Here is a 23,527-nt window from a genome sequence, read left to right as displayed (position 1 = left end):
ACAGCTGGCCACACCAACGACCAATAACAATCAAGCACATCAAGGGGTCAAAATTCAGACGACGCCAGGGGGTCCAGATTCAGCCGTCGTTGACATTCCAGGCCGATCCGGACATGGAGCATGGCCGCGGGCTGGCGATCGTCGCGGCCTACTCCGAGCGATGGGGTGTCGATCCCTCGCCGGACGGGAAGACCGTCTGGTTCGTCTGCGGAGAACGACCAGCTTCGCGAGCGAGCGGTCCTGCGTAGAAGAGCGCCGAGCGGGTGGCGAAGCAGTGGCGATTGGTGCGAGCTCCGGCCAGCTCCTTCTCACAGCTGTATTCGGCTACCACCCTGGCCACGTCCTCGGGCAGGTCGAAGATGAACCCCACGCCGGGCGGTCTCTCAGGCCAAGCCCAGGCGTGGATCTCCGCCAAGTCACACTCCAACTGCGACAAAGAGCTGGCCACGCCGACTCCCTCCACCTCCCCGGTGGGGCAACGCGACACCCACCGCTCGTTCGCATAGGTGATGGCATAGGTGATCGTCTTGCTCACCGACACATTCTTTCTGTGATCGCCTCCAGGCGCTTGAGGCTTCACGAAAGAGCTGCGGGTCGCGATTCGCCGAATCGTCCGGGATTGCCAGCTCGGCGAACGGCTCGGAACGAATCGGTTAGGGGCGCAGGTCTGTCTTGGCCTTACCGCTGACCGGGTCGCGCGGGACAGACAGGTGCTGGTGGACCATCATCCACTCGCCGCCCCTCCGCTCGAACACTCGCGTCCCCCGTGACCAGCTGTCAAAGCCCTGCCCGTTCGCCGCCTCCACCCGGACCCGGTTGAGGCCCCACGCCACCGCGAGGTCCTCACGTACCAGGATCTTCAGGTCTGGCACGTCCAGGCTGACCACGGCGTCACCGGCTGCCTCCAGGCCGCTCGCGCAAACGGCCCGCACCGCCTCCACGCCGACGTACTGGAGAGGCGTCTCGTGCTCGTACGAGACGATGTCGTCGGCGATGGCGGCCATCATGCCGTCCAAGTCCTTCGCCGCGGTGCCGTCGTACCAGCGCTGGTGCACCCGGCGCACCTCCCGCTCCGCCGCGTCCCGATCCACGATCGGGAACGAGTGGTGCTCGTGCGCGACGACCCATCGGTCGTCCTGCTTGCGCAGGCCGAGCGTCAGCCGCAGCCGGGTGTCCGGCTCGCCGGCCAGTTCCTCAGGGATGCCGCAGCGCAGCAGCGCGTACGCGTACGCGACGTCGCCGCCGGCGTTCACGTCCAGCGTCTCGATCTCGAACAGGGCCCCCTGCGCCAGCCACCGGAAGAAGTCGGGCCACGTCTTCCGGTAGGCCTCGATGCCGCGAACGCCCTGGTGGGGCGGCGGCACGTCGTACATCACGATGTCGTCCGCATGGTCGGCGACGACGCCTTCCAGGTCGCCGGCGTGCACCGCCTCGGCCCAGCGCTCGATCAGCGTGCGGATCTGCTCCTCATCGGTGAGCATGGCTCCAGTCCTTCCAGGTTGATGTGTCCGTCAGGACTACAACCCGGGCCGATCCGGAAACTCATCGCTCCCCAGCTCAACCGGGAGATCGAAGTCCGCGAAATCGGCCTCCAGGAACGAGACGACCTCGGAGATCCGTGTACCGCGCAGGACGAGCAGGTCCAGGCCAGCCGGCACGTAGACGCCCCGCCCCTCGTCCCACCTGAACGTGCCGAATGACAACTGCCCGTTCGCCCGAGCCGGCAGGAACCGCCAGCGGTGCGCCATCGGCCCCGCGGCCAGGAAGGCGCGGATGCGGTCGTGGCCCTGGTACCAGGCCGCGAGCGGCGGCATCGAGTATTTCGCGTCCTCGGTCAGCATGGCCACGATGGCGTCCATGTCACCGGCCTCCCAGGCGGCGGCGTACCGGCGGGCCACCTCCCGCTGCGCCTGACCGAGCGTCCGCTGCTGAGTGGCCTCGGGCAGCAGCCCGTCGAGCACCTTCCTGGCCCGCTGCAGAGCGCTGTTGACCGCCGCCACCGTAGTGTCCAGCAGGCCGGCGGTCTCGGACGCGGCATATCCGAGAACCTCGCGCAGCAACAGCACCGCCCGCTGCCGGGCCGACAGGTGCTGCAACGCGGCGACGAACGCCAGCTCCACGCTCTCCAGCGCCACCACGCGCTCCTCGGGGCCCAGCTCCGCCGTCCAGCTCATCAGCCGATCGGGGTACGGCTCCAGCCAGGCCACCTCCGCCACCGGCGCACTCGCGGGACTCAGGTCGATGGGCAACTCGCGCCGCCCGCGCCGCTCGATGCCCGTCAGCGCCCGGTTGGTCGCGATCTTGTACAGCCACGGCCTGATCGACCCGCGGTCCTGGAATCGCCCCAGATTGCGCCAGGCCCGGTCCAGCGTGTCCTGCACGGCGTCCTCCGCGTCGTGCACGGACCCCAGCATCCGGTAACAGTGCGCCCGCAGTTCCTCCCGCAACGGCCCTACCAACCGGGCGAACGCTTCCTGGTCCCCCGCCCGCGCCGCGGCCAGCAGCCCCGCCGTCTCCGCCCGGCTCGCTTCGATCCGCATCGCCACCCCGTCCTGATCTCCTGCGCGCCAAGCTATCGCCCGAGGTCTGGTGACGAGGCACAGTGGGCGCGCCTCTGGCTGGAAGACAACCGCCTTCGCACAGCGCGCGACAGCGCCGCGTCAGCCCTGCTTCCCGACGAGTCTGTACTGGTCTACGTCGTGGCCACGAACCAGTCATAGCCGTTCACTGGCCTGTGTGCAGCGGCTGCCTGGGCCCCGCTCCAGCCGGTCCGGATCGTCGGGCACGATCGAGTCGATGAAGGTGCTGGACGGCTTACTCACGTCAAGTGTCGTCGCGCTCACCGGCCTGTCGCCTGAGAAAATCGACCGACTCGGCACCATCGAATCAGCATGGGATCGGCCATCACGAACCCCGTTACCTGCAGGAGATCCGTCGTGCCGCAGCTCGCCTTCGCCAACAGCGTCCGCGATAACTGTGCTCCGCGCCCCACGGCAGGCGGAGATCCAAGCAAGGCCAGGCCCGGCGCGCATACCGCAGTATGCTTGCTCCATGGCGGATACGACGCTCATCACGGTGACACTGCCGAATGACCAGGTCGCCGAGCTCAGGAAACTCACCGACAACGTCTCCGCTTTTGTCGCCGAGGCGGTGGCACGCCAACTGCGGCACCAACTTCTCGGTGCCGAGCTCGTGCGTCACCAGGAGGAGCACGGGGAGTTTACCGACGAGGAGCTGATCGAAGCTCACACCAGGATTTTCGGGGAGACGGACCCCGGCGGTTCGGCGAGCACGGTGTGATCGAGCACATCCAGACCGTGGTTCTGGATTCCCAGGGACTCTCCGCCTGGATCGCGCAGGACCGCAAGATTCTCGGGATGTTCCAGGTGTTTCACACCGTGGGCGCCGATCTCGTGATCGGCGCAAACACCATCGTGGAGGTCAGCCACACGCGGGTGAACATGCCTCGGCTGCAATGGGTACTCTCTCGCGTCAAGGTCGAGCCGGTTACCGAGGGTGCGGCGAAGGCGTCCGCAGATCTGCTCAAGACGGCAGGTCTGCACGGCCACAAGTATGCGATCGACGCGACGATCGCCGAGATGGCGCTACGCCAGCCCGGCCCTGTGGCCATGCTCACCTCGGATGTCGATGACATGGCTCGATTGTGTGGCCATCGTGTCCGGCTCATCGGCATTTGAGCATGTAAAGGCCCTTGTCCTCCCTATCCCAGTTCGGCTTACCGTGGTCCTGGCACGTCCCTTTCGCTACACGTGGACCAGCAGAATGGCGGGGTTCTCGACGCAGTCGGCCACGTAGCGCAGGAAGCCGCCGGCGGCGCCGCCGTCGCAGACTCGGTGGTCGAAGGTGAGGGACAGCTGAGTGACTTTGCGGGGCACGACCAAGCCGTCGGACACCCAGGGCCGGTCGATGATGCGGCCGATGCCGAGGAGTGCCGCTTCGGGGTGGTTGATGATCGGGGTGGATCCGTCCACGCCGAAGACGCCGTAGTTGTTGAGCGTGAACGTGCCGCTGGTCAGCGCCGCGGGAGGCAGCCTGCCCGAGCGGGCGAGGCCGGTGAGCCGGGTCAGTTCGGCGGCGAGTTGTGCGGTCGTCATCAGATGCGCCTCCCGGACCACTGGCACGACGAGGCCGCGATCGGTCTGCGCGGCGAAGCCGAGGTTGATGTGGCCGTGCCGGACGATCTCGGCATGGGTGGTGTCGACCGAGGAGTTCAGCTCGGGGAACCGCCGCAGGCCGGCCACACAGATCCGGGCCAGGAGCGCGAGCAACCCGATGCCCAGATCTGGGCGGGTCTGTCGCAACGCGTCCTTGATCGCGAGCAGGCCGGTAGCGTCGACGTCCACCCAGGTGGTGGCGTCGGGGATCTCGGTGCGGCTGCGGGTCAGCTTGTCGGCCACCACCCGGCGCAGGCCGCGCAGGGGGATGCGCTCCGCCGTCAATGCCGTTCCGGTCACCGAGGGCGGAGGAGTGAGCACGGGCACGGGCGCAGGCGGCACCACGGAGTCCAGCGGCGCCTCGCTGACGCCGACGCTGGCGGCGATGGCCCGCTCGACGTCGCGGCGAAGGATCACTCCGCAAGGTCCGGTGGGCCTAAGGGTGGCGAGGTCCACTCCGTGCTCGCGGGCGGTCCTGCGGACAAGCGGAGAGATCACGCGGGGTGCGTGGCCGGCCGTAGACTCCGGTTCGGCTGCGGGTTGGGAAGCGGAATCAGGGGCCTCTCGGTTGGCGGTCCGAGAGACGCCGCGGCGCCGTCTGCGCGTGCCGGAGGTGTGGCCGGTGCCGTACCCGATCAGGACGTTGCCAGAGCCTGCCTGCTCTTCTTCGCGGTAACGGGCCGCGTCCGGGTCCACGTCGCGCTCCGCGGCGGGCGCCGTCCCGTCCACGTTGTCCGCCGGACCGACTTCGATGACCGGGCCGACTTCGATGAGGGGTTCGCCCACCGACAGGACGGTGTCCGCCCCCGCGTGGAGTCTCAGGACGATCCCGGCGTACGGGACCGGTACCTCCACGGCCGCCTTGGCGGTCTCGACCTCGACCACGATCTGGTCGATTTCGACCGTGTCGCCGACGGCGACCTTCCATTCGACGATCTCGGCCTCCGTCAGGCCTTCGCCGAGGTCGGGCAGGCGGAACACCTGCCGAGAAGCGATGTCCGTCATGACGCCTCCCCCGCCAGGTGAAAGACGTCGGGCTCGTCGCCGAACTGGAGCCGATCTACGGCGTCCAGAACCCGGTCGACGTCCGGCAGATGCGAGTGCTCGAGCATCGGCGGCGGGTACGGAATGTCGAACCCCGAGACGCGCAGCACCGGCGCGGCCAGCGAATGGAAGCAGCGTTCCTGTACGCGGGCCGCGATCTCCGCACCCACTCCCGCGAACCCCTGAGCCTCCTGGATCACCACACAACGACCCGTCTTGCGTACCGAGGACACCACGGTCGCATCATCGAACGGGACGATCGTCCGCAAGTCCACCACCTCCAGAGCGAGGCCGTCCTGGGCCGCGGCTTCGGCGGCCTGGAGGGCCACCGGGATGCTCGGCCCATAGGCGACCAGCGTCGCGTCGCGCCCCTCGCGCAGCACCGCCGCCCGTCCGAACCCCGCGGCGCGCCGAACCTCCAGCGCGGTCTCGCCTTTGGACCAGTACAGCCGCTTGGGCTCCATGAAGATCACCGGGTCGGGGTCGGCGATGGCGTCGCGCAGCAGCCAGTACGCGTCATCGGGGGTCGCGGGGGTCACGACCTTCAACCCCGGAGTGTGCGCGTAGTAGGCCTCGCTGGAGTCGCAGTGATGCTCGACCCCACCGATGCCGCCCGCGTACGGGATCCGGATCACCATCGGCAGCGACAGCCGCCCGCGCGTGCGGTTGCGCAGCTTGGCCACGTGGGAGACGATCTGCTCGAAGGCCGGGTAGGCGAAGGCGTCGAACTGCATCTCGACGACCGGGCGGAAGCCGCCCATGGCCATGCCCACGGCGAGGCCCACGATCCCCGCTTCGGCCAGCGGGGTGTCGAAGCACCGCTCCTCGCCGAACTCCTTGGTCAGCCCGTCGGTGACGCGGAAGACGCCGCCCAGCGGGCCCACGTCCTCGCCGAAGACGAGAGCACGTTCGTCTTCGCGCAGGGCGTCGCGCAGCGCGGCGTTCAGCGCCTTCGCCATCGTCATCGCGGTCATCTCAGTCCTCCGGGGCGGTCAGCTCGGACGCCAGCAGTGCCCGTTGCTCGCGCAACTGGGGCGTGGGCTCGGCGAAGACGTGGTCGAACAGCTCGAACGGGTCCGTCTCGGGGTCGGCGTTCATCTCGTCGCGGAGGCGCGCGGCGAACTCCTCGGCGGCCTGGTGCGCCGAGGCGACGGCCTCCGGGTCGAGCAGGCCGCGCTCGCGCAGGTAGGTCTCCAGGCGGGCAAGGGGGTCGGCCGACTGCCACCGCTCGACTTCGTCGGTCTCCCGGTAGCGGGTGGCGTCGTCGGCGTTGGTGTGGGCGTCCATGCGGTAGGTGTGCGCCTCCACCAGGAAGGGGCCGCCGCCGACCCGCGCGTGTGCCACGGCCGCGGTCAGAACCGACAGCACCGCGACGAGGTCGTTGCCGTCCACCTGCTCGGAAGGGATGCCGTAGCCGATCCCCTTGTACGCGAGCGCGGGAGCCGCGCTCTGCTTGGCCAGTGGTACCGAGATCGCGTACTTGTTGTTCTGCACGAAGAACACGACGGGGGCGTGGAGGACGGCGGCGTAGTTGAGCGCCTCGTGGAAGTCGCCCTCGCTGGTGCCGCCGTCGCCGATGAAGGCCATGACGACGGCGTCCTGGCCCTTGCGGCGTAGGGCCTCGGCCATGCCCACCGCGTGAATGGTCTGGGTGGCCAGCGGGGTGCACTGAGGCGCGACCCGCGTGGCCGCGGGGTCGTACCCGCAGTGCCAGCCGCCCCGCAGCAGGGTGAGCACCTCGACGGGATCGAGGCCGCGGGAGACCAGGGCCACCGAATCCCGGTAGGTGGGGAACAGCCAGTCGTCCTCGCGCAGCGCGAGCACTCCGGCGATCTGGCAGGCCTCCTGCCCGCGGCTGGACGGGTAGACGGCGAGCCGGCCCTGCTTGGTCAGCGCGGTCGCCTGACGGTCGAAGCGGCGGCCCAGGACCATCCGGCGGTACGCCTCCAGCAGCCGCTCGTCCGCCGGCGCCGGGTAACCGGCGGGCGGCTGGACGGCCGTGCCGTCCTCGGCCACGAAGCGCACCGGCACGGGTGAGGGAAGCAGGCCGTCGACCGTTGGGCGACTCGTCCTCGAGTACATGGCGACGCTCACTTTCTCTGGACGTTTGACAAGAGAAGCGTCTTCTTCCAGAGCCATCTGTTCAAGACATCAGGCATGATGGGCGACAAATGGGTTAAATCAGGACTTGGGGAGGGCCAATTGTCAGCCAATGAGGGCGTTGTGGGTGGCTTGCCGGGACGTTCGGCGAGCCAGTTGGACGGGGTGGACCGCGCGATCATCGCCGAACTGCTGCGCGACGGCCGGATCTCGATGCGCACCCTCGCCGAGCGCGTCCACATCTCCCGCGCCAACGTCTACGCCCGGATCACGCGGCTGATGGACGATGGGGTGATCACCGGGTTCACGGCCGAACTCGCCCCGCACAAGGCGGGCCTGGGCACCAGCGCGTACGTCTCTGTCACCATCGAGCAGAACTCCTGGCGCTCGGTGTCGGCCAGGCTCCGCGAGACCCCGTACGTCGAGCACTTCGCGATGGTCGGCGGCGACTACGACGTCCTGGTGCTGGTCAGGACGCCGGACAACGAGGTGCTCAGGCACGTGGTGCTGGAGCGCATCCAGGACATCCCCGGTGTCCGCGCCACCCGCACGTGGCTGGTCTTCGAGGAGGCCCGTGGCCTGGGCACGGAGTGGGCGGCGCGGGAGAGTTGAGCGGTGCCGGTCAGCTCTCCCGGGCCGCCCTGTACTCCTCGAGGATCGCTTCGATGTGCCGCACCATGAAGGTGTAGTAGTCGCGCATCTCCCTCAGGCGCCCGCGCTGCGGCTCGGGGAGATCGGCCGCGTGCGTCTGCGCGTTCTCGGCCAGCGCCAGCAGCTCGACCGTCTGCTCGAGCTGGTGGTGCAGGCAGCCGATCCAGGCGTCGTCGCGCCACTCGTACACGTACTGGCGGGAGCCGGGCTCCTTGAAGCGCCGCACGGTTCCGCTGAGCACCAGCAGACGGGTCATCTCGGAGACCGAGCCCTTGCTCGCGTCGAGGGCGTTCTGCAGGTCCACCATCGTCATGGGCGCCTCGCTGAGCATCAGGACGCCCGCGGCGCGCCCCGCCATCGGCGGCCATCCCATGGCACGGCCGATGTGCAGGCCGAAGTCGTCGATCAGCGGATTCGCAGCGCCGAGAGCTTCGTCACCGACAGGGCTGAGCACCAACGGACACCATCCGTTCAGAAAAAAATGAACTTTCACTATTGACTGAACTTCCCGCTGGGGGGCAGTCTACCGGCTAACAGCGGTCCGGGCATTTCCGGAGCCGCGCTCCGTGAGCCGAACGCAGGAGGTTCGCCGTGACAGGCACGGGCTGGGACATCATCGTCGTGGGTGCGGGTTCCGCCGGCGCGACGCTCGCGGCCCGCTCCGCCGAGCGGGGGAAGCGCGTCCTGCTTCTGGAGGCCGGACCCGACTACCGCTCAGCGCGGATGCACGAGGCGTGGCGGTCGCCGAACCCCGTCCGCGCGCTGCTGGACCCCAGTGCCACCGAGGGCCTGGTCTGGGCGGGCGTCCATTCCTCCCGGACCGACAAGCAGCCGCAGGGCCCGTACTGGCGGGGCCGGGGTGTGGGCGGCAGTTCGTCGATCAACGGGCAGATCGCGATCCGTCCGCCGATGGAGGACTTCGACGACTGGGCCGCGGCGGGATGCGCCGGCTGGTCGTGGCAGGACGTGCTCCCCTACTTCGCGAAGCTGGAGGACGACGAGGAGTTCGGGGACGAGCCGTACCACGGCAAGGGTGGTCCGACCCCGATCTTCCGCATGCCGCGGGAACAGTGGGGCGGTGTGGACGCCGCGCTGTGCGCCGGGGCGCTCGCCGCTGGACACCCCTGGGCTCCCGACGTGAACGCGCCTCAGGCGAGCGGGGTCTCGCCGTACCCGATCAACTCGCGCGCCGGGCGCAGGGTCACGGTCAACGACGGCTACCTCGAACCGGCCCGGTCGCTGCCCGGCCTCACCGTACGCGGTGAGGCGCTGGTGGACCGGGTCGTCTTCTCCGGTGACCGCGCCGTCGGCGTCCGGGCCATCGTGGACGGGACGGCGACGACCGAGTACGCGGACGAGATCGTGCTCAGCGCGGGCGTGATCCACTCCCCCGCGATCTTGATGCGGTCGGGGATGGGCCCGGCGGCCGACCTGCGCCGGCTGGGGATCGCGGTGCGGCGGGAGCTCCCGGTCGGCCTCGGCATGCAGGACCATCCGATGATCGTCGTCGAGCTGCCGCTGACCACGGACGCCGCCATCAAGACGGCCGACGACCGCCACACCAATGTCTGCGTCCGCTACACCAGCGGGCCCGGGGGGCTCCCCCACGACATGATGTTCGTCTCCCTGAACCAGAACGTCCTGTCCATGGAGGCCGCCGACACGCGGTTCCCGGCCGGCGGCCTGGGCGTGTGGCTGAACCAGAACCACTCGCGCGGCGTACTGACGCTGACCTCCGCCGACCCGGAGGCCCAGCCCGAGGTCCGGGAGCGGATGCTGTCGGACACCCGCGACCTGGAGCGGCTGCGTCAGGGGGTACGCGCCCTGGTCGAGCTGGCGCGCGGCCCCGAGGTCGCCCCGATCATCGCGGGCTCCGTCGAGACCAGTAACAGCCGGCTGTTCGCGGTGCTGGCCAACGACGCCGAACTCGACGATCACCTCCTCGCCACCGCGGTGGACGCCCAGCACGGCACCAGCACCTGCCGGATGGGAGCACCCGGCGACGCCACGGCGGTGGTCGACCCGTCCTGCCGTGTCCTCGGGGTCGACGGTCTGCGCGTGGTCGACGCGTCGATCTTCCCGTCCGTACCGCGGGCCAACACCAACCTGGCATCGATCATGGTCGGCGAGCTCATGGCCGACCGTCTCGGCTGACCGGATTCTGGCGAAGGAGCACCGTTTCGTGAAGACCCTGCAGAACCTGATCGGCGGCATCTGGGAGGACTCCCGCAGTGACGCCTTCCACGAGGTGATCAACCCGGCGACCGAGGAGGTCGTCGCCCGCTGCCCCAGCGGCTCACCGGAGGACGTCCGCCAGGCCGTGGACGCGGCCGCCCAGGCCCAGCCGGCCTGGGCGGCGCTGCCGGTCGCCGAACGCGTGGCGCGCCTGTGCCGGTGGGCTGACACGATCGCCGATCACGCCGACGAGCTGGCGGAGATCGAATGCCGCGAGATGGGCAAGCCCGTCGCCCTCGGCCGGACCTTCATCGCGGGCGCGACGCAGGGGTTCAAGGCGGCGGTGACCGAGGCCCTGGACTACCGGTTCGAGGAGACCATCACCGGTCCGGACGGGAGCGGCACCACCATCCTGCGCAGACCGCTCGGCGCCACGGCGATCATCGTGCCGTGGAACTTCCCGGTGCCCATGGCACTGGGGGCGCTCGGCCCGCTGCTGGCCGCGGGCAACACCGTCGTGCTCAAGCCGTCCGAACGCTCGCCGATGTCGGCGGTGCGGCTGCTGGAGCTGATGGACCTGCCGGCCGGCGTGGTGAACCTCGTCCTCGGCGACTCCCGGGCCGGTGCACCGCTGGTCGCCGATGAGCGGATCGGGCTCGTGCACTTCACCGGCTCCGTCGAGGCCGGACGCCGGGTCGGCGCGGAGAGCGGGGCCCTGCTGCACCGGTCGATCCTCGAACTCGGTGGCAAGGATCCCGTGGTCGTCGACGCGGGAGTCGACCCGGTCGCGACCGCCGCGGCGGTCGCGTTCGGCGCGTTCGTCAACACGGGCCAGATCTGCACCTCGATGGAACGTATCTATGTGCACCGCGAGATCGCCGAGGAGTTCGTCGACGCCCTCGTGGACGTCGCCGGCACCTTCGCCCTCGGAGACGGGCACGACGAGAGCACGGTGCTGGGCCCGCTGGTCGACCGGCGTCAGCGCGACATCGTGGTCCGGCACGTCAACGACGCCGTCGAGCGCGGCGCGACCATCCGCGCGGGCGGAACCGTGCCCGAGGGCAAGGGCTTCTTCTATCCCGCCACCGTGCTCACCGGCGTGGACGGCTCCATGCTGGTCATGACCGAGGAGACCTTCGGCCCGCTCGCCCCGGTCGCCGTCGTCTCCTCCTTCGAGGAGGGCCTGGAGAAGGCGGCCGGAACGCGTTTCGGCCTCGCCGCCACCGTGTACACCAACGACCCCGCGCACATGGTCTCGGCGCGCGGCATCCCCGCCGGGGTGGTCTGGGTGAACCAGTGGCAGGGCGGCGGCCCCGAGCGGCTGTACGAGCCGGCCGGCGACAGCGGCATGGGCGCGACCGGGTCCCGGGCGGCCTACGACGCGGCCACCCGGCCCGTCTCGATCCACGTCGCCCCGGCCGCCCCAGCCGCCCCGGGCGCTCCAGGCGCTCCGAGCACTCTGGACGCTTCGGGCACTCTGGGCGCTCCGGGCGCTCCGAGCGCTCCGAGCGCGTGACGCCTGCGGTCCTGGGCGCCAAGCGGCAGGCCGCCGACGCCGTCGGCGCCTGGGACGGCCGCTTGATCGACCTGTCCCACCGCATCCACGCCCACCCCGAGCTCGCCTTCGAGGAGACGCTGGCGAGCACGTGGGTGGCGAACGCGCTGAGCGCCGCCGGTTTCGACGTCCAGCACGGCTGCTACGACCTGCCCACGGCCGTATGCGCGACAGTGGGCACCGGTCCGCTGCACATCGGCATCTGCGCCGAGTACGACGCTCTGCCCGACATCGGGCACGCCTGCGGGCACAACGTCATCGCCGCCGCCGCGGTCGGCGCCGGAGCCGCGTTGGCCGGCTTGGCCGACGATCTCGGGCTGACCGTGACCGTCCTCGGCACGCCGGCGGAGGAAGGCGGCGGCGGCAAGATCCTCATGCTGGAACGCGGCGCGTTCGAGGGCCTCGACGCCGCCATGATGGTCCACCCCGCCGCCGTCGAGATGGCGGCGATGCCCGGCTCGGCGGTCGCCCAGTTCGAGGTCTCCTACCGAGGGAAGCCGGCCCACGCCGGCGCGTACCCCGAGCTCGGCGTCAACGCCGCCGACGCGATGACCATCGCGCAGGTGGCGATCGGGCTGCTGCGCCAGCAGACGGGCGCCGATGACCGCGTCCACGGCATCGTCAACCAGGCGGGTACGGCCGCGAACGTGATCCCCGACGCGAGCCACGGCCGGTGGATCGTCCGATCCTCCACTCTGGAGGCACTGGCCGAGCTCAAGCCACGCGTGCGGCGCTGCTTCGAGGCCGGGGCGCTGGCCACCGGGTGCGATCTGATGGTCACTCCGCCGGCCCCCGACTACGCCGACCTGCGGCCCGACGCGGTCATGCTGGGCCTGTACCGGGCCAATGCGGAGGCGCTCGGGCGGGTCTTCCCGGATCTGCCCGGCGGTCCCCCGGCCGGTGCGGCCACCGACATGGGCAACGTCTCCCACGTCGTGCCCAGCATCCATCCCATGCTGGGGCTCGACTGCCTGCCCGCGGTGAACCATCAGCCCGAGTTCACCGCGGCCTGCGCCACCCCGGCCGCCGACAGGGCGGTCCTCGACGGCGCCACGGCCATGGCATGGACCGCCGTCGACCTCGCCCGCGCCTCATCGGCACAGCGCGCGGCCCACGGCTGAGCCCCGTCGGGCGTTCAGAGAAGTCTGGCGTTCAGGAACGCCTGGCGCTCAGGAAGAGCGGGCGTTCGGGAAGAGCGGGTGTGCAGGGAAGTGGCGGTGTTCGCCCCGGTCACCTCGCAGGTGGCCGGGGCGATGACCGTGCCGAAGGGCGGGAGTTCAGCGCCCCTCGAAGACGGGCTGCTGCTTGGTGAGGAACGCCTCGACCGCTCCGGCGTGGTCGGCGGTCCGGCCCAGGCGCGCCTGGGCGCGGGCCTCGGTCGTGAGCACCGTCCCGAGGTCCTGGTCCCAGGCTTGCGCGATCAACCGCTTGGACTCGGCGTAGGCGGCGGTCGGCCCGGCCGCGAGGCGGGCCGCGAGCTCACGGCCCGCCGTACCGACATTCGCGCGGGGGACCACGCGTCCCGAGATTCCCCACGCGACCGCCTGCTGGGCGCTGAAGGACTCGCCGAGCAGGACGAGCTCCTTGGCCCGGGCCTCACCGACCGCCCGCGCGAGCGTCATGGACAGCCCGGAGTCGCACGTCAGCCCGATCGCGGTGAACGCCGTCGCGAGCACGGCCTCCTCGGCCAGGACCCGCAGGTCGCAGGCCAGCGCGAGGGCCAGCCCGGCGCCGACGCACGTGCCGTTGACGGCGGCGACGACCGGCTTGCCCATCGTGGCCACGAGCCGGATGATCGGCGCGTAGTCCTCCTCGACGGTGTCGAACGCGTGGCCGGCGTCGGCGCGGAGAGCGGCCGCGTGCTCGGCGAGGTCCTGACCGGCGCAGAAGGCGTTCCCCGCGCCGGTCAGCAGCACGGCACGGACGGCGGCATCGGACGCGACCTCCTCGAGGCTCCGGCGCAACGCCGTCTTGAGGGCGGCGTCGAGCGCGTTGCGGCGATCCGGGCGGTTGAGCGTCAGAACGGCCACGGCCCCGTCACGCTCGAGGACGACCGGAGCCGCCGGGACGGCGGGCGTGGTCGAGACGCCAGGAGTGGTCGAGACGCCAGGAGTGGTCGAGACGCCAGGAGTGGTCGAGACGCCAGGAGTGGTCGAGACGCCAGGAGTGGTCGAGACGCCGGGAGTGGTCGACGCACCGGGCGCGGTTGGGGCGGCGGGCGCAGTCGACGCACCGGGAGTGGTCGAGGCGCCAGGAGTGGTCGAGGCGGTGTCCATGTCAGGACTCCTCGGCGGGTGTCGCCAGCCAGGTCTTGGCCACCAGGGTCAGCACGTCGTAGGTGGCGACCGCCTGGCCGTCCTGGTTGGTCACGACGGCGTCCCAGCGGACCTCGCCGTAGTCCGCGCCGGCCCGCGGGGTGATCTGCTTGACGGTCAGCGTCACGTCGATGGCGTCGCCGGCCTTGACCGGGGTGAGGAAGCGCAGCCCGTCCACGCCGAAGTTCGCCAGGACCGGTCCGGGCGCGGGGTCGACGAAGAGCCCGGCGGCCAGGGACACGACGAGGTACCCGTGGGCGACGATGCCGCCGAACAGCGGGTTTCGCGCGGCGGCCGCGGCGTCGGTGTGCGCGTAGAAGGTGTCTCCGGTGAACTCGGCGAAGTGCTCGATGTCCGCGAGCGACACCGTCCGCGGCGCGGAGCCGATCGTGTCGCCCACGCGCAGCTCCGCCAGCGACTTGCGGAAGGGGTGAACGCCCGATTCGGTACGCGCGGCGCCCGTCGTCCACCGTCCGGTGATCGCGGTGAGCTGGTCCGGGGAGGCCTGGACGGCGGTGCGCTGCATGTGGTGTAGGACCCCGCGGACGCCGCCGAGCTCCTCCCCACCGCCGGCCCGTCCTGGGCCGCCGTGTACGAGGACGGGCAACGGCGAACCGTGCCCGGTGGATTCCTTGGCGTCGTCTCTGTCCAGGACGAGGACCCGGCCGTGCCAGGGCGCCAGGCCGAGCACGACGGACCGCGCGACCTGTGGGTCATGGGTGACGACGGAGGCGACGAGGCTGCCTTTGCCGCGCGCCGCGAGCCCGATCGCCGAGTCCAGGCCGTTGTAGGCGAGCACGGTGGCGACCGGCCCGAACGGCTCCACGTCGTGCGGCTCGGTGGCGCCGGGACGGGCGCGCAGCAGGAGCGGGGTCATGAACGCGCCGCGCTCGGGGTCGCCGTCCAGCGAGGAAGGGCCGGGGACCCCGTTGAGAAGGGACGCCCCGGAGCCGGGAGCACCGTAGACCACCTCGGCGCTCGCCGTCAGCGCCTCGACGGCCTTGCGTACCTCGTCGCGCTGGCCGAGGCTGGCGAGCGGGCCCATCCGCACGTCAGGGTTGCGCGGGTCGCCGACGGTCACCTTGGCCAGGCGGGCGGCGAGCGCCTCGATCACCTGGCCGGCCATCGCCTCGGGAACGAGCACCCGGCGGATGGCCGTGCACTTCTGTCCCGCCTTGACCGTCATCTCGGTGGCGACGCCCTTGACGAACAGGTCGAACTCCGGGTCGTCCGCCCGCACGTCGGGCCCGAGGATCGAGCAGTTGAGGGAGTCGGCCTCGACACCGAGCAGGACGCCGCCGTCGAGCACGTTCGGGTGGCGGCGCAGGATGCCCGCGGTGTGCGCCGAGCCGGTGAAGGCAACGGAGTCCTGAACCGTCAGCTCGTCGAGCAGCCCGCCCGCGCCGCCGGCGACGAGCTGGAGCGCTCCCTCGGGCAGGATGCCTGACTCGATGATCCGGCGGACGGCGAGTTCGGTGAGGTACGCGGTCTGGCTCGCGGGCTTGACGATCGTCGGCAGCCCGGCGAGGAAGGCCGGGGCCAGCTTCTCCAGCATGCCCCAGACCGGGAAGTTGAAGGCGTTGATCTGCACCGCGACGCCCGGACGGGAGGTGTAGAGGTGCTGGCCGACGAAGGTGCCGCCCTTGCCCAGGCGCTCGAGGCCGCCGTCGAGGACGACCGTGTCGTTCGGCAGCTCGCGGACGCCCTTGCTCGCGTAGCTGAACAGGGTGCCGATGCCGCCGTCGACGTCGATCATCGTGTCCCGCGCGGTGGCGCCGGTCCGTACGGACAGTGCGTACAGCTCCTCCTTGCGCTCGGACAGGTGCTTGGCCAGCGCCTTGAGCAGGGCCGCCCGCTCGTGGAAGGTCAGGGATCGCAGCGCGGGTCCGCCGGCGTCCCGGGCGTGCCGGACCATCGCGGCGACGTCCAGGCCCCGGCTCGAGACGCGCGCGACCTCCTCGCCCGTGGCGGCGTCGAGCAGGGGTTCCCCGTCGTCCGCCGCCCGGAACCAGCGTCCGGCGGCGTAGCTCTCCAGAATCGCGCTCACCTTGTCTCCTCCCTTGGGGGGACCTCTTGCGCAGGAGCCCCGACCCGTGCAACCGTATTACTGACCGAGTGATAAGTAAATATGACCGAAGCTTTGGAGGGAAGATGACAGCTGAGGCGGAGGAGCGGCTGCTTGCCGGGTTCGAAGCGACCATCGCGCGCAACGACCGGATCGAGCCGCGGGACTGGATGCCGGAGGCCTACCGTCGGACGCTCGTACGCCAGATCGCCCAGCACGCGCACTCCGAGATCATCGGCATGCAGCCCGAGGGCGAATGGATCGGACGCGCCCCGTCCCTGCGCCGCAAGGCGATCCTCCTGGCCAAGGTGCAGGACGAGGCCGGGCACGGCCTCTACCTGTACTCGGCGTGCGAGACCCTCGGCGTCTCCCGCGCCGAGCTGACCGGCCTGCTGCTCGCCGGCAAGCAGAAGTACTCCTCGATCTTCAACTACCCGACGCTGTCCTACGCCGACGTCGGCACGATCGGCTGGCTGGTCGACGGAGCCGCGATCTGCAACCAGGTTCCTCTCTGCCGGACCTCCTACGGACCGTACGGCCGCGCCATGATCCGCATCTGCAAGGAGGAGTCCTTCCACCAGCGCCAGGGGTACGAGCTGCTCATGACGATGATGCGCGGCACCGACGCCCAGCGGGCCATGGTCCAGGAGTCGGTCGACCGGTTCTGGTGGCCGGCGCTGATGATGTTCGGCCCGCCGGACACCGAGTCCACCAACAGCGCGCGGTCGATGGCGTGGGGCGTCAAGCGCAACTCCAACGACGAGCTGCGCCAGCGGTTCGTGGACATGACGGTCCCGCAGGCCGACGCGCTCGGGGTGACGCTGCCCGACCCTGGCCTGCGCTGGAACGACGAACGCGGGCACCACGACTTCGGCGAGCCGGACTGGGAGGAGCTCGCCGCCGTCATCCGCGGGGACGGTCCGTGCAACGCCCAGCGGCTGCGCCACCGTCGCGCCGCCCACGAGGACGGCGCCTGGGTACGCGAGGCCGCGACGGCGTTCGCCGACCGGCCCGTCGGGGCGGGCGCGTGCTCGTCCGTCGAGGAGGCCGCGCGATGAGCGGCGATCGGCGGGAATGGCCGCTTTACGAGGTTTTCGTCCGCGGCAAGCGGGGCCTCAACCACGTCCATGTCGGGTCGCTGCACGCCCCGGACGACACGATGGCCGTACGGCACGCGCGTGACGTCTACACGCGGCGCAACGAGGGCGTGAGCATCTGGGTCGTACGGGCCGACGTCATCACGGCCTCCAGCCCGGACGAGAAGGACCCGCTGTTCGCGCCGAACGGCGACAAGGTCTACCGGCACCCGACGTTCTACGACATTCCCGATAACGTCCCGCACATGTGAGCACCACACGATCGGAACACCCATCACCATGAGCGACGAACACGGCAGCATCTACGACGGCCTGCTCGGCGGCGACTCCTCCCAGTGGGCGTTCGGCACCGATTTCGAGGACCCGCTGGCCGGCGTCGACACGACGGTGCCCGACGGCGTCGACCACACCGAACTCGGCGAATACTGCCTCATGCTCGGCGACGACGCCCTGATCATGTCGCAGCGCCTGACGGAGTGGTGCAGCCGCGCGCCGGACCTCGAAGAGGACATCGCGCTGGCGAACATCGCCCTCGACCTCCTCGGGCAGGCGCGCCTGCTCCTGGCGCGGGCGGCCGCCGCCGACCCCGGTCTCCTGCCCGCGCTCCCCGAGGGCTCGCCGGTGCCCGCGGAGGACGCGCTGGCGTTCTTCCGTGACGCCGGGCAGTTCCGCAACGTGCGTCTCGCCGAGGTCGCGAACGGCGACTTCGGGCACGTGGTCGTCCGCCTGCTGCTGTTCTCGGTGGCCCGGCTCGCGCTGCTGGAGCGGCTGCGGGCGAGCGGCGACACGGTACTGGCCGCGGTGGCGGGCAAGGGCGTCAAGGAGGTCACCTACCACAGGGACTGGGCGGCCCGCTGGTTCCTCACCCTGGCACAGGGCACCGAGGAATCACGCAGCAGGCTCGTCACAGCACTCGGCGCCCTGTGGCCGCTCCAGCCCGAACTGGTCGCCACGCACCCCGTCGAGCTCTCGCTCGCTCGCGCCGGCGTCGGCGTCGACCCCGCCGCCACGCGCGGCGAGGTGGACGCCGTCCTCGACCAGGTACTCGCCGTGAGCGGCGTCGCCCGCCCGGACCGCCCACCCCTGGCGGGCGGCGGACGGACGGGCACGCACACCGAGGACTTCGCCGGTCTGATCGCCGAGATGCAGGTGGTCGCACGCGCACACCCGAGCGGGCGCTGGTGAACGCCGTCGAGGTCGCCGGGCAGGTACGTGACCCCGAGATGCCGATGCTCACCCTCGCCGACCTCGGCGTACTGCGCGGTGTCGACGTGGAGCGGACGGCGGACGGCCACGAGATCGTCATCGCCTCGATCACCCCGACCTACACCGGCTGCCCGGCCATGGCCACCATGCGCGACGACCTCGTCCACCACCTGAACGACGCGGGCTTCCCCCACGTCGAGGTACGCGTCGTGCTCGACCCGCCCTGGTCGAGCGACTGGATCTCCGAACGCGGCCGGGCCGCCCTTCGGGAGGCCGGCCTGTCCGCGCCCGGCCCGGCCCGGCGGACGTCCGGGCCCATCGCGCTCACGCTCGGGCCGAGGCGGCCCGCCCCGAACTGCCCGCGCTGCGGTTCGACGGCCACCCGGCTGACCTCCGAATTCGGCGCCACCGCCTGCAAGGCCCTCTACACCTGTACCCACTGCCTTGAGCCGTTCGAGCATGTCAAGGAGATATGAGATGACCACGCTCGCGCCCGGACCGGCGCCGACCCGGGCGTCCGCCACCTTCCAGCCGCTGACCGTGGCGGCGGTCGACCACCTGTGCGAGGACGCCGCGGCGATCACGTTCGCCGTGCCCGACGAACTGCGTGAGGCGTACGCCTTCCAGGCGGGGCAGTCGCTCACCCTTCGCCGCTTCGTGGACGGGCGGGAGCACCGGCGGTCCTACTCGATCTGCGCGCCGGCCGGCGCCGCGCCGCGCATCGGGGTCCGCGAGATACCGGGCGGGCTCTTCTCCTCCTGGCTCGTCCGCGAGGTGGTGCCGGGGACGCGGATCGAGGTGCAGACTCCGACCGGCTCCTGGCGGGCCGACCCGGCGCGGGGAGAACGGCACCTGTGCATCGCGGCCGGGTCGGGCATCACCCCGATGCTGTCGGTCGCCTCGACGGTGCTGGCCCACCCCGGCGCGCAGGTGTCGCTTCTGTACGGCAACCGCACGAGCCGTACCGTGATGTTCACCGAGGAACTCGGCGACCTGAAGAACCGCTATGGTGCCCGGTTCCAGCTCGTCCATGTCCTTTCGCGTGAACCACGCGAAGTAGAGCTGTTCTCGGGCCGGCTCGACTGCGACCGGCTGCGCCGCCTGCTCACCGACCTGGTGCCGGTCGAGGTGTTCGATCATGTCTGGCTCTGCGGGCCGCTGCGCATGATCCAGGACGCGCGGGCGGTGCTCACCGATCTCGCCGTCCCCGCGCGGAACGTCCACATCGAACTCTTCTACGTCGACGCGCCGCCACCGCGGCCGCGGCGGGCCGACGAGACGCCGGCCGGCGCGACCAGCGTACTGACGACGGTGCTCGACGGGCTGCGGGCGACGTCGACCGTCTCCCGGGAGACGACCATCCTCGACGGCGCCCAGGCTACGCGTGCCGATCTGCCGTTCGCGTGCAAAGGCGGCGTCTGCGGGACGTGCCGTGCCGTCGTCCGCGAGGGCGCGGTCGACATGCGCCGCAACTACGCCCTCGAACCGTCCGAGGTGGACGCCGGGTTCGTGCTCACCTGCCAGACGTTCCCGGTCGGCGAGAGTGTCACCGTCGACTACGACGCCTGATCTCGTTCCCTTTGACAGGAGTTCTTCGTGACCCAAGCCTTCCTCGTCTCCGGCGGCGCTCTCCCGCTGGAGCGGCCATGACTCTGATCGTCGAAGAAGGGGCCGACCGGGTCGTGTGGCGGCTCAACAGACCAGAGGTCCGCAACGCGATCGACCGCGAGCTGGTCTCCGCGCTCCACCAGGCGTGCGCCGCCGTCGAAGAGGAGCCGCGCGTCGTCCTCCTCACCGGCGAAGGGCCGTCGTTCGCGGCCGGAGCGGACATCGCCCAGCTCCGCGAACGCAACCGGGACGACGCGCTGCGGGGCATCAACTCGAAGATCTTCGACCGGATCCACCGGCTGCCGATGCCGACCGTGGCCCTCGTCGACGGGCACGCCCTGGGCGGCGGCGCCGAGCTCGCCTACGCCTGCGACTTCCGGATCGGCACACCACGTACGCGCATCGGCAACCCGGAGACGGACCTCGGCATCATCGCGGCGGCCGGCGCGGCCTGGCGCCTGGCCGAACTCGTCGGCGAACCCCTGGCCAAGGAGATCCTGCTTGCGGGCCGCATCCTCACGGCTGAGGAGGCGCGGGCCGTGTACCTGCTCAACGACGTCGTGGAGCCCGACGACCTGCTCGCCGCCGGCCATCGGCTCGCCGACCGCATCACCGCGCGGGCGCCGCTGGCGACCCGGCTGACCAAGGCCGTCTTCCACGCCCCGCGGGCAGCGCACCCGTTCATCGACGACGTCGCCCAGGCGATCCTGTTCGAGACAGAGGAGAAACACACCCGCATGACGGCATTCCTGGACCGGCGGCAGGAGCGAAGGTCATGACCCTGCCACGAACGGTGGGCGTCTTCGGCGGCGGGCGGATGGGGTCGGGGATCGCGCACGCCTTCCTCTCCTCGGGCAGCCACGTGATCGTCGTGGAGAACAACCCTGAGGCGGCTGACCAGGCCAGGACCCGGGTGGCCGACAGCCTGGCCAAGGCCCACGCCAAAGACCGGCTCGATGTCCCGCTCCAGGAGGCCGTCTCCCGGCTGCGGACGACGACCGACCCCGGCGAGCTGGCCCCCTGCGAGCTCGTCGTCGAGGCGGTCCCGGAGGACGCGGCGCTCAAGGCCCGGGTGCTCGCCCTGGCCGAGCAGCGGGCGCCGGGCGCGGTGCTCGCCTCCAACACCAGCAGCCTGTCGATCGACGGGCTGGCCTCCGGCCTGGCCGCACCGGACCACTTTCTCGGGTTGCACTTCTTCAATCCCGTCCCCGTGAGCGACCTCGTCGAGATCGTCACCGGGCGCCGCACCATGCCCGCGCTCGTGGCGCGGGCGCAGGACTGGGTGGTCGCGCTCGGCAAGACACCGATCACCGTCTCGGACTCGCCGGGTTTCGCGAGCAGCCGCCTCGGCGTCTGCCTGGCGCTCGAGGCGATGCGGATGCTCGAGGAGGGTGTCGCGAGCGCGGCCGACATCGACACGGCGATGACCCTCGGCTACCGGCATCCGATGGGGCCGCTGCGGACCACCGACGTGGTGGGACTCGACGTACGGCTCGCGATCGCCGAACACCTGGCACGCGAGCTCGGACCCCGGTTCGAGCCGCCGCGGATCCTGCGCGACCTCGTGGCCGCCGGGCACCTCGGCCGCAAGACCGGCCAGGGCTTCTACACCTGGTGAGAGGGTTCAGACTTCGTGCTTGGCCAGGCCGTCGAAGGCGATGACGGTGATGGCGTCGGCGACCGTCGCCAGGTCGTACACGCCGTCCGGGCGGTACCACTCGACCAGCGAGTTCACCATGCCGAACAGCAGCCGGCTCACCAGCGCCGGCGGCACGGTGTCACGCAGGGAGCCCTCCTCGACCGCGTCCGCGACGAGCGCGGCGAGGCGGTCGTCGAGCCAGCGGCGCCGCTCCAGGGCGGCCAGCTCGAGCCCGCTGTTGCCACGCACCCGCAGAAGGAGGGTGACGGAGGGCTGGTGCGCCACGAGGACCTCGACGCTGCGCCGCACCACCTCGCGCAGCCGTTCGTAGGCGGTCGCCTCGGCCCGGTCGCGAGAGGCCGCGGTCACGGCGGCGGTGAGCTCGTCGAGGGCGTCGTCGAGTGCCTGGCCGAGCAGTTGCTCCTTGCTCGTGACGTGGTGGTAGATGGCCGGCTTCGTCAGCCCGAGCTCTTTGGCCAGGTCTCCCATGCTCGTGGCGTCGTACCCCTTGCGGTTGAACAGCTCCACCGCGGCGCGCAGGATCGCCGCCTGGTCGTAGCCGGGACGGCCTCGACCACGGCGCGGAGTCGGTTCGGCTGGCTCGGTCGTCGTCACGAATGCAGCATCTCACGGCAGATCAGACGCCCTTCCACAGGCGGGACTGGGCCTGACGTACCCCGGGGTTGGTCAGTAGGCGGGCTCGGCGGAAGGCGCCAGCCGCCGCGTTTCCTGCGCGTTGGTGGTACGGACGATCACCGTAGCCGCGAGTGCCGCAGCGACCATCCACATCGCCATGCTCACCACGTCGAACTTGGCCGCGGCGGCCATCCCTTCCAGGTCGTCAGCCTTGATGAGCAGGTTGCCGACCACGCGGGCCACCCAGGAGCTGAGCAGCCAGGCCGCCCACCAGGCGATGATCACTCCGGAGCGGGGTGACTGGTCGATCCGGCGGGAGGCGCCCCAGATGTCGTCGATGATCTGCTTCGGGTACCAGAGGGAGATGATCGGGACGATCCAGCCGAAGATCAGCCAGGGCTTGCGGTGCCGCTGCTCGCCGGGTGCCAGCAGGTCGGCGTTCGCCCGGGCCCGGAACATCCACATCAGGAACGCTACGCCGGCCAGGACGAAGACCGCCGTCTCCACGTATCCGGACGCGGCGTAGATCGTGTCGCTCGACTCGATCTCCGCATCGCTGACGGAGTCGGGGTCGCTGATCACCCGGTTGATGATCGCCACTTCCCGCAAGTCGATCACGGCGACGGCGAGACCCGTGAGGCAGTCGAACGCCAGCGCGCCGAGAGCGAGGTTGGCCAGGCCACGTACCGGACGTAACGGCGGAGATGGCGTAAATGGTGGCGAGTGCATGGGAAGCCCTTCAAAACCGAGATCGACGAGATGGCCTGCCAGTATCGCCACGCCGACCGGCGGGATGGAATGAAGTCTCCGACCCCGGCACCCTTTCGTGATCAACCCGGGATCGCGGTCACCGACGGGCAGATCTCCCGGTACGGGAGCGCGGGCACGAACGCTTCACCCTCCAGGTCCCCGCCCAGTGGAGCGTCAGGCCGCTCCCGCCGGTCCGCCGGGGTGACGGACCAGCGCGGCGGGCGCGGACGGCTGCGATCAGCAGGCCCGCGCCCGCCCCGCCGGGCGAGGTCTCACCCACGCCCTTGCAGCGCCTGACCATGGACGACCACCAGGGGTGCCGGCGGCGCCCATTTTCCCACGGTCCCGCATTTGTGAATGACTGAATAAGCCCTCACGCCTGCCGTCGAGGTCATTATTATCGAAGGCCCCACACCATGGCCATAAATTCGCCATAAACTCACCACAAGGCCCCTCGACCTGCGTAGACGCATGAATAAATCGCACCCGAGGCATAGCCTCATAGGCGATT

At 70.6% G+C, this 23,527-nt stretch carries 24 protein-coding genes; 13 read left to right on the top strand and 11 right to left on the bottom strand.

Translation table 11 applies throughout. From position 1 onward, the window contains the following. Positions 1-148: 148 nt before the first annotated feature. The 3 genes from AB0F17_RS63450 to AB0F17_RS63440 all read right to left on the bottom strand — a co-directional run bounded on the left by AB0F17_RS63450 (position 149) and on the right by AB0F17_RS63440 (position 2,540). Positions 149-535: a hypothetical protein gene (locus AB0F17_RS63450; RefSeq protein ID WP_358046368.1), complete on the bottom strand. Its 387-nt coding sequence runs from the start codon at positions 533-535 to the stop codon at positions 149-151. A 118-nt stretch (positions 536-653) separates the two neighbouring features. Continuing rightward, positions 654-1,481 (bottom strand): SgcJ/EcaC family oxidoreductase, encoded by an 828-nt coding sequence (locus tag AB0F17_RS63445; protein ID WP_358046365.1) that lies wholly within the window; start codon positions 1,479-1,481, stop codon positions 654-656. 36 nt (positions 1,482-1,517) lie between these two features. Then, the gene (locus AB0F17_RS63440) at positions 1,518-2,540 is read right to left on the bottom strand and encodes a sigma-70 family RNA polymerase sigma factor (RefSeq protein ID WP_358046363.1); all 1,023 of its coding nucleotides are present in this window, start codon (positions 2,538-2,540) and stop codon (positions 1,518-1,520) included. Positions 2,541-3,051: 511 nt separating this feature from the next. On the opposite strand from AB0F17_RS63440, the gene AB0F17_RS63435 reads away from it, so the two are divergent. Further along, complete coding sequence (locus tag AB0F17_RS63435) at positions 3,052-3,300, top strand: hypothetical protein (RefSeq protein WP_358046360.1); 249 nt, start codon at positions 3,052-3,054, stop codon at positions 3,298-3,300. Then, a complete protein-coding gene (locus tag AB0F17_RS63430; RefSeq protein WP_358046357.1) occupies positions 3,297-3,698 on the top strand; it encodes a DNA-binding protein in 402 nt (133 codons plus the stop codon). The genes AB0F17_RS63435 and AB0F17_RS63430 overlap by 4 nt, the downstream gene beginning before the upstream one ends. Before the next feature lie 66 nt (positions 3,699-3,764). On the opposite strand, the gene AB0F17_RS63425 is transcribed toward AB0F17_RS63430, so the two are convergent. From AB0F17_RS63425 to pdhA, 3 genes are read right to left on the bottom strand one after another with little or no spacing between them, the layout of a single operon-like run. Then, positions 3,765-5,180, bottom strand: coding sequence for a dihydrolipoamide acetyltransferase family protein (locus tag AB0F17_RS63425; RefSeq protein ID WP_358046354.1), 1,416 nt, complete (start codon positions 5,178-5,180; stop codon positions 3,765-3,767). Beyond that, the gene (locus AB0F17_RS63420; protein ID WP_358046351.1) at positions 5,177-6,193 is read right to left on the bottom strand and encodes an alpha-ketoacid dehydrogenase subunit beta; all 1,017 of its coding nucleotides are present in this window, start codon (positions 6,191-6,193) and stop codon (positions 5,177-5,179) included. Before AB0F17_RS63420 ends, AB0F17_RS63425 begins: the two co-directional genes overlap by 4 nt. A gap of 1 nt (position 6,194) precedes the next feature. Beyond that, entirely contained in the window at positions 6,195-7,301 is a 1,107-nt protein-coding gene (gene pdhA / locus AB0F17_RS63415) for a pyruvate dehydrogenase (acetyl-transferring) E1 component subunit alpha (protein ID WP_358046348.1), read from the bottom strand. A gap of 141 nt (positions 7,302-7,442) precedes the next feature. Between pdhA and AB0F17_RS63410 the strand changes: the two genes are divergently transcribed. Next, a complete protein-coding gene (locus AB0F17_RS63410) occupies positions 7,443-7,931 on the top strand; it encodes an Lrp/AsnC family transcriptional regulator (RefSeq protein WP_358046345.1) in 489 nt (162 codons plus the stop codon). Between the two features lie 10 nt (positions 7,932-7,941). Here AB0F17_RS63410 and AB0F17_RS63405 read toward each other — a convergent pair whose 3' ends face one another. Further along, the gene (locus AB0F17_RS63405) at positions 7,942-8,424 is read right to left on the bottom strand and encodes a hypothetical protein (protein WP_358046342.1); all 483 of its coding nucleotides are present in this window, start codon (positions 8,422-8,424) and stop codon (positions 7,942-7,944) included. A 137-nt stretch (positions 8,425-8,561) separates the two neighbouring features. On the opposite strand from AB0F17_RS63405, the gene AB0F17_RS63400 reads away from it, so the two are divergent. Genes AB0F17_RS63400 through AB0F17_RS63390 form a run of 3 tightly spaced genes read left to right on the top strand, consistent with a single transcriptional unit; the run spans position 8,562 to position 12,821 of the window. Further along, positions 8,562-10,124, top strand: coding sequence for a GMC family oxidoreductase N-terminal domain-containing protein (locus AB0F17_RS63400; RefSeq protein ID WP_358046339.1), 1,563 nt, complete (start codon positions 8,562-8,564; stop codon positions 10,122-10,124). Between the two features lie 28 nt (positions 10,125-10,152). Further along, positions 10,153-11,661, top strand: a complete 1,509-nt coding sequence (locus AB0F17_RS63395) for an aldehyde dehydrogenase family protein (RefSeq protein WP_358046336.1) — start codon at positions 10,153-10,155, stop codon at positions 11,659-11,661. Next, positions 11,658-12,821 (top strand): M20 family metallopeptidase, encoded by a 1,164-nt coding sequence (locus AB0F17_RS63390; protein ID WP_358046333.1) that lies wholly within the window; start codon positions 11,658-11,660, stop codon positions 12,819-12,821. Before AB0F17_RS63395 ends, AB0F17_RS63390 begins: the two co-directional genes overlap by 4 nt. A 156-nt stretch (positions 12,822-12,977) precedes the next feature. On the opposite strand, the gene AB0F17_RS63385 is transcribed toward AB0F17_RS63390, so the two are convergent. Both AB0F17_RS63385 and paaZ read right to left on the bottom strand, forming a co-directional pair. Next, positions 12,978-13,976, bottom strand: coding sequence for an enoyl-CoA hydratase-related protein (locus tag AB0F17_RS63385; RefSeq protein ID WP_358046330.1), 999 nt, complete (start codon positions 13,974-13,976; stop codon positions 12,978-12,980). A gap of 1 nt (position 13,977) precedes the next feature. Next, a complete protein-coding gene (gene paaZ, locus AB0F17_RS63380) occupies positions 13,978-16,062 on the bottom strand; it encodes a phenylacetic acid degradation bifunctional protein PaaZ (RefSeq protein WP_358046327.1) in 2,085 nt (694 codons plus the stop codon). A 104-nt stretch (positions 16,063-16,166) separates the two neighbouring features. On the opposite strand from paaZ, the gene paaA reads away from it, so the two are divergent. From paaA to AB0F17_RS63345, 7 genes are all read left to right on the top strand, one after another. Next, positions 16,167-17,138 (top strand): 1,2-phenylacetyl-CoA epoxidase subunit PaaA, encoded by a 972-nt coding sequence (gene paaA, locus AB0F17_RS63375; protein ID WP_358046324.1) that lies wholly within the window; start codon positions 16,167-16,169, stop codon positions 17,136-17,138. Then, entirely contained in the window at positions 17,135-17,428 is a 294-nt protein-coding gene (gene paaB / locus AB0F17_RS63370; protein ID WP_358046321.1) for a 1,2-phenylacetyl-CoA epoxidase subunit PaaB, read from the top strand. The genes paaA and paaB overlap by 4 nt, the downstream gene beginning before the upstream one ends. Before the next feature lie 28 nt (positions 17,429-17,456). Next, complete coding sequence (paaC, locus tag AB0F17_RS63365; protein ID WP_358046318.1) at positions 17,457-18,362, top strand: 1,2-phenylacetyl-CoA epoxidase subunit PaaC; 906 nt, start codon at positions 17,457-17,459, stop codon at positions 18,360-18,362. Continuing rightward, complete coding sequence (gene paaD / locus AB0F17_RS63360) at positions 18,359-18,859, top strand: 1,2-phenylacetyl-CoA epoxidase subunit PaaD (RefSeq protein WP_358046315.1); 501 nt, start codon at positions 18,359-18,361, stop codon at positions 18,857-18,859. The genes paaC and paaD overlap by 4 nt, the downstream gene beginning before the upstream one ends. A gap of 1 nt (position 18,860) precedes the next feature. After that, positions 18,861-19,952: a 1,2-phenylacetyl-CoA epoxidase subunit PaaE gene (gene paaE / locus AB0F17_RS63355; protein WP_358046313.1), complete on the top strand. Its 1,092-nt coding sequence runs from the start codon at positions 18,861-18,863 to the stop codon at positions 19,950-19,952. Between the two features lie 77 nt (positions 19,953-20,029). Next, positions 20,030-20,770: an enoyl-CoA hydratase/isomerase family protein gene (locus AB0F17_RS63350; protein ID WP_358046310.1), complete on the top strand. Its 741-nt coding sequence runs from the start codon at positions 20,030-20,032 to the stop codon at positions 20,768-20,770. Then, positions 20,767-21,609, top strand: coding sequence for a 3-hydroxyacyl-CoA dehydrogenase family protein (locus AB0F17_RS63345; protein ID WP_358046308.1), 843 nt, complete (start codon positions 20,767-20,769; stop codon positions 21,607-21,609). The genes AB0F17_RS63350 and AB0F17_RS63345 overlap by 4 nt, the downstream gene beginning before the upstream one ends. A 6-nt stretch (positions 21,610-21,615) precedes the next feature. Here AB0F17_RS63345 and AB0F17_RS63340 read toward each other — a convergent pair whose 3' ends face one another. Further along, positions 21,616-22,245: a TetR/AcrR family transcriptional regulator gene (locus AB0F17_RS63340; protein WP_358046305.1), complete on the bottom strand. Its 630-nt coding sequence runs from the start codon at positions 22,243-22,245 to the stop codon at positions 21,616-21,618. 72 nt (positions 22,246-22,317) lie between these two features. Continuing rightward, positions 22,318-22,995 (bottom strand): DUF4328 domain-containing protein, encoded by a 678-nt coding sequence (locus AB0F17_RS63335; protein WP_358046302.1) that lies wholly within the window; start codon positions 22,993-22,995, stop codon positions 22,318-22,320. Positions 22,996-23,527: the final 532 nt, after the last annotated feature.

The sequence above is a fragment of the Nonomuraea sp. NPDC026600 genome, from assembly GCF_040638335.1.
In the GTDB taxonomy this organism is placed as follows: Bacteria; Actinomycetota; Actinomycetes; order Streptosporangiales; family Streptosporangiaceae; genus Nonomuraea.
Note: the sequence above shows the minus strand (reverse complement) of the source record. Positions and strands in the feature narration are given on the sequence as shown.

What these genes read in the sequence shown, in the direction of transcription:
- AB0F17_RS63445 (WP_358046365.1), bottom strand. Translation starts at nt 1,481, where the DNA reads ATGCTCACCGATGAGGAGCAGATCCGCACGCTGATCGAGCGCTGGGCC.
- AB0F17_RS63440 (WP_358046363.1), bottom strand. Translation starts at nt 2,540, where the DNA reads ATGCGGATCGAAGCGAGCCGGGCGGAGACGGCGGGGCTGCTGGCCGCG.
- AB0F17_RS63435 (WP_358046360.1), top strand. Translation starts at nt 3,052, where the DNA reads ATGGCGGATACGACGCTCATCACGGTGACACTGCCGAATGACCAGGTC.
- AB0F17_RS63425 (WP_358046354.1), bottom strand. Translation starts at nt 5,180, where the DNA reads ATGACGGACATCGCTTCTCGGCAGGTGTTCCGCCTGCCCGACCTCGGC.
- AB0F17_RS63420 (WP_358046351.1), bottom strand. Translation starts at nt 6,193, where the DNA reads ATGACCGCGATGACGATGGCGAAGGCGCTGAACGCCGCGCTGCGCGAC.
- pdhA (WP_358046348.1), bottom strand. Translation starts at nt 7,301, where the DNA reads ATGTACTCGAGGACGAGTCGCCCAACGGTCGACGGCCTGCTTCCCTCA.
- AB0F17_RS63385 (WP_358046330.1), bottom strand. Translation starts at nt 13,976, where the DNA reads ATGGACACCGCCTCGACCACTCCTGGCGCCTCGACCACTCCCGGTGCG.
- paaA (WP_358046324.1), top strand. Translation starts at nt 16,167, where the DNA reads ATGACAGCTGAGGCGGAGGAGCGGCTGCTTGCCGGGTTCGAAGCGACC.
- paaB (WP_358046321.1), top strand. Translation starts at nt 17,135, where the DNA reads ATGAGCGGCGATCGGCGGGAATGGCCGCTTTACGAGGTTTTCGTCCGC.
- paaC (WP_358046318.1), top strand. Translation starts at nt 17,457, where the DNA reads ATGAGCGACGAACACGGCAGCATCTACGACGGCCTGCTCGGCGGCGAC.
- paaE (WP_358046313.1), top strand. Translation starts at nt 18,861, where the DNA reads ATGACCACGCTCGCGCCCGGACCGGCGCCGACCCGGGCGTCCGCCACC.
- AB0F17_RS63350 (WP_358046310.1), top strand. Translation starts at nt 20,030, where the DNA reads ATGACTCTGATCGTCGAAGAAGGGGCCGACCGGGTCGTGTGGCGGCTC.
- AB0F17_RS63345 (WP_358046308.1), top strand. Translation starts at nt 20,767, where the DNA reads ATGACCCTGCCACGAACGGTGGGCGTCTTCGGCGGCGGGCGGATGGGG.
- AB0F17_RS63335 (WP_358046302.1), bottom strand. Translation starts at nt 22,995, where the DNA reads ATGCACTCGCCACCATTTACGCCATCTCCGCCGTTACGTCCGGTACGT.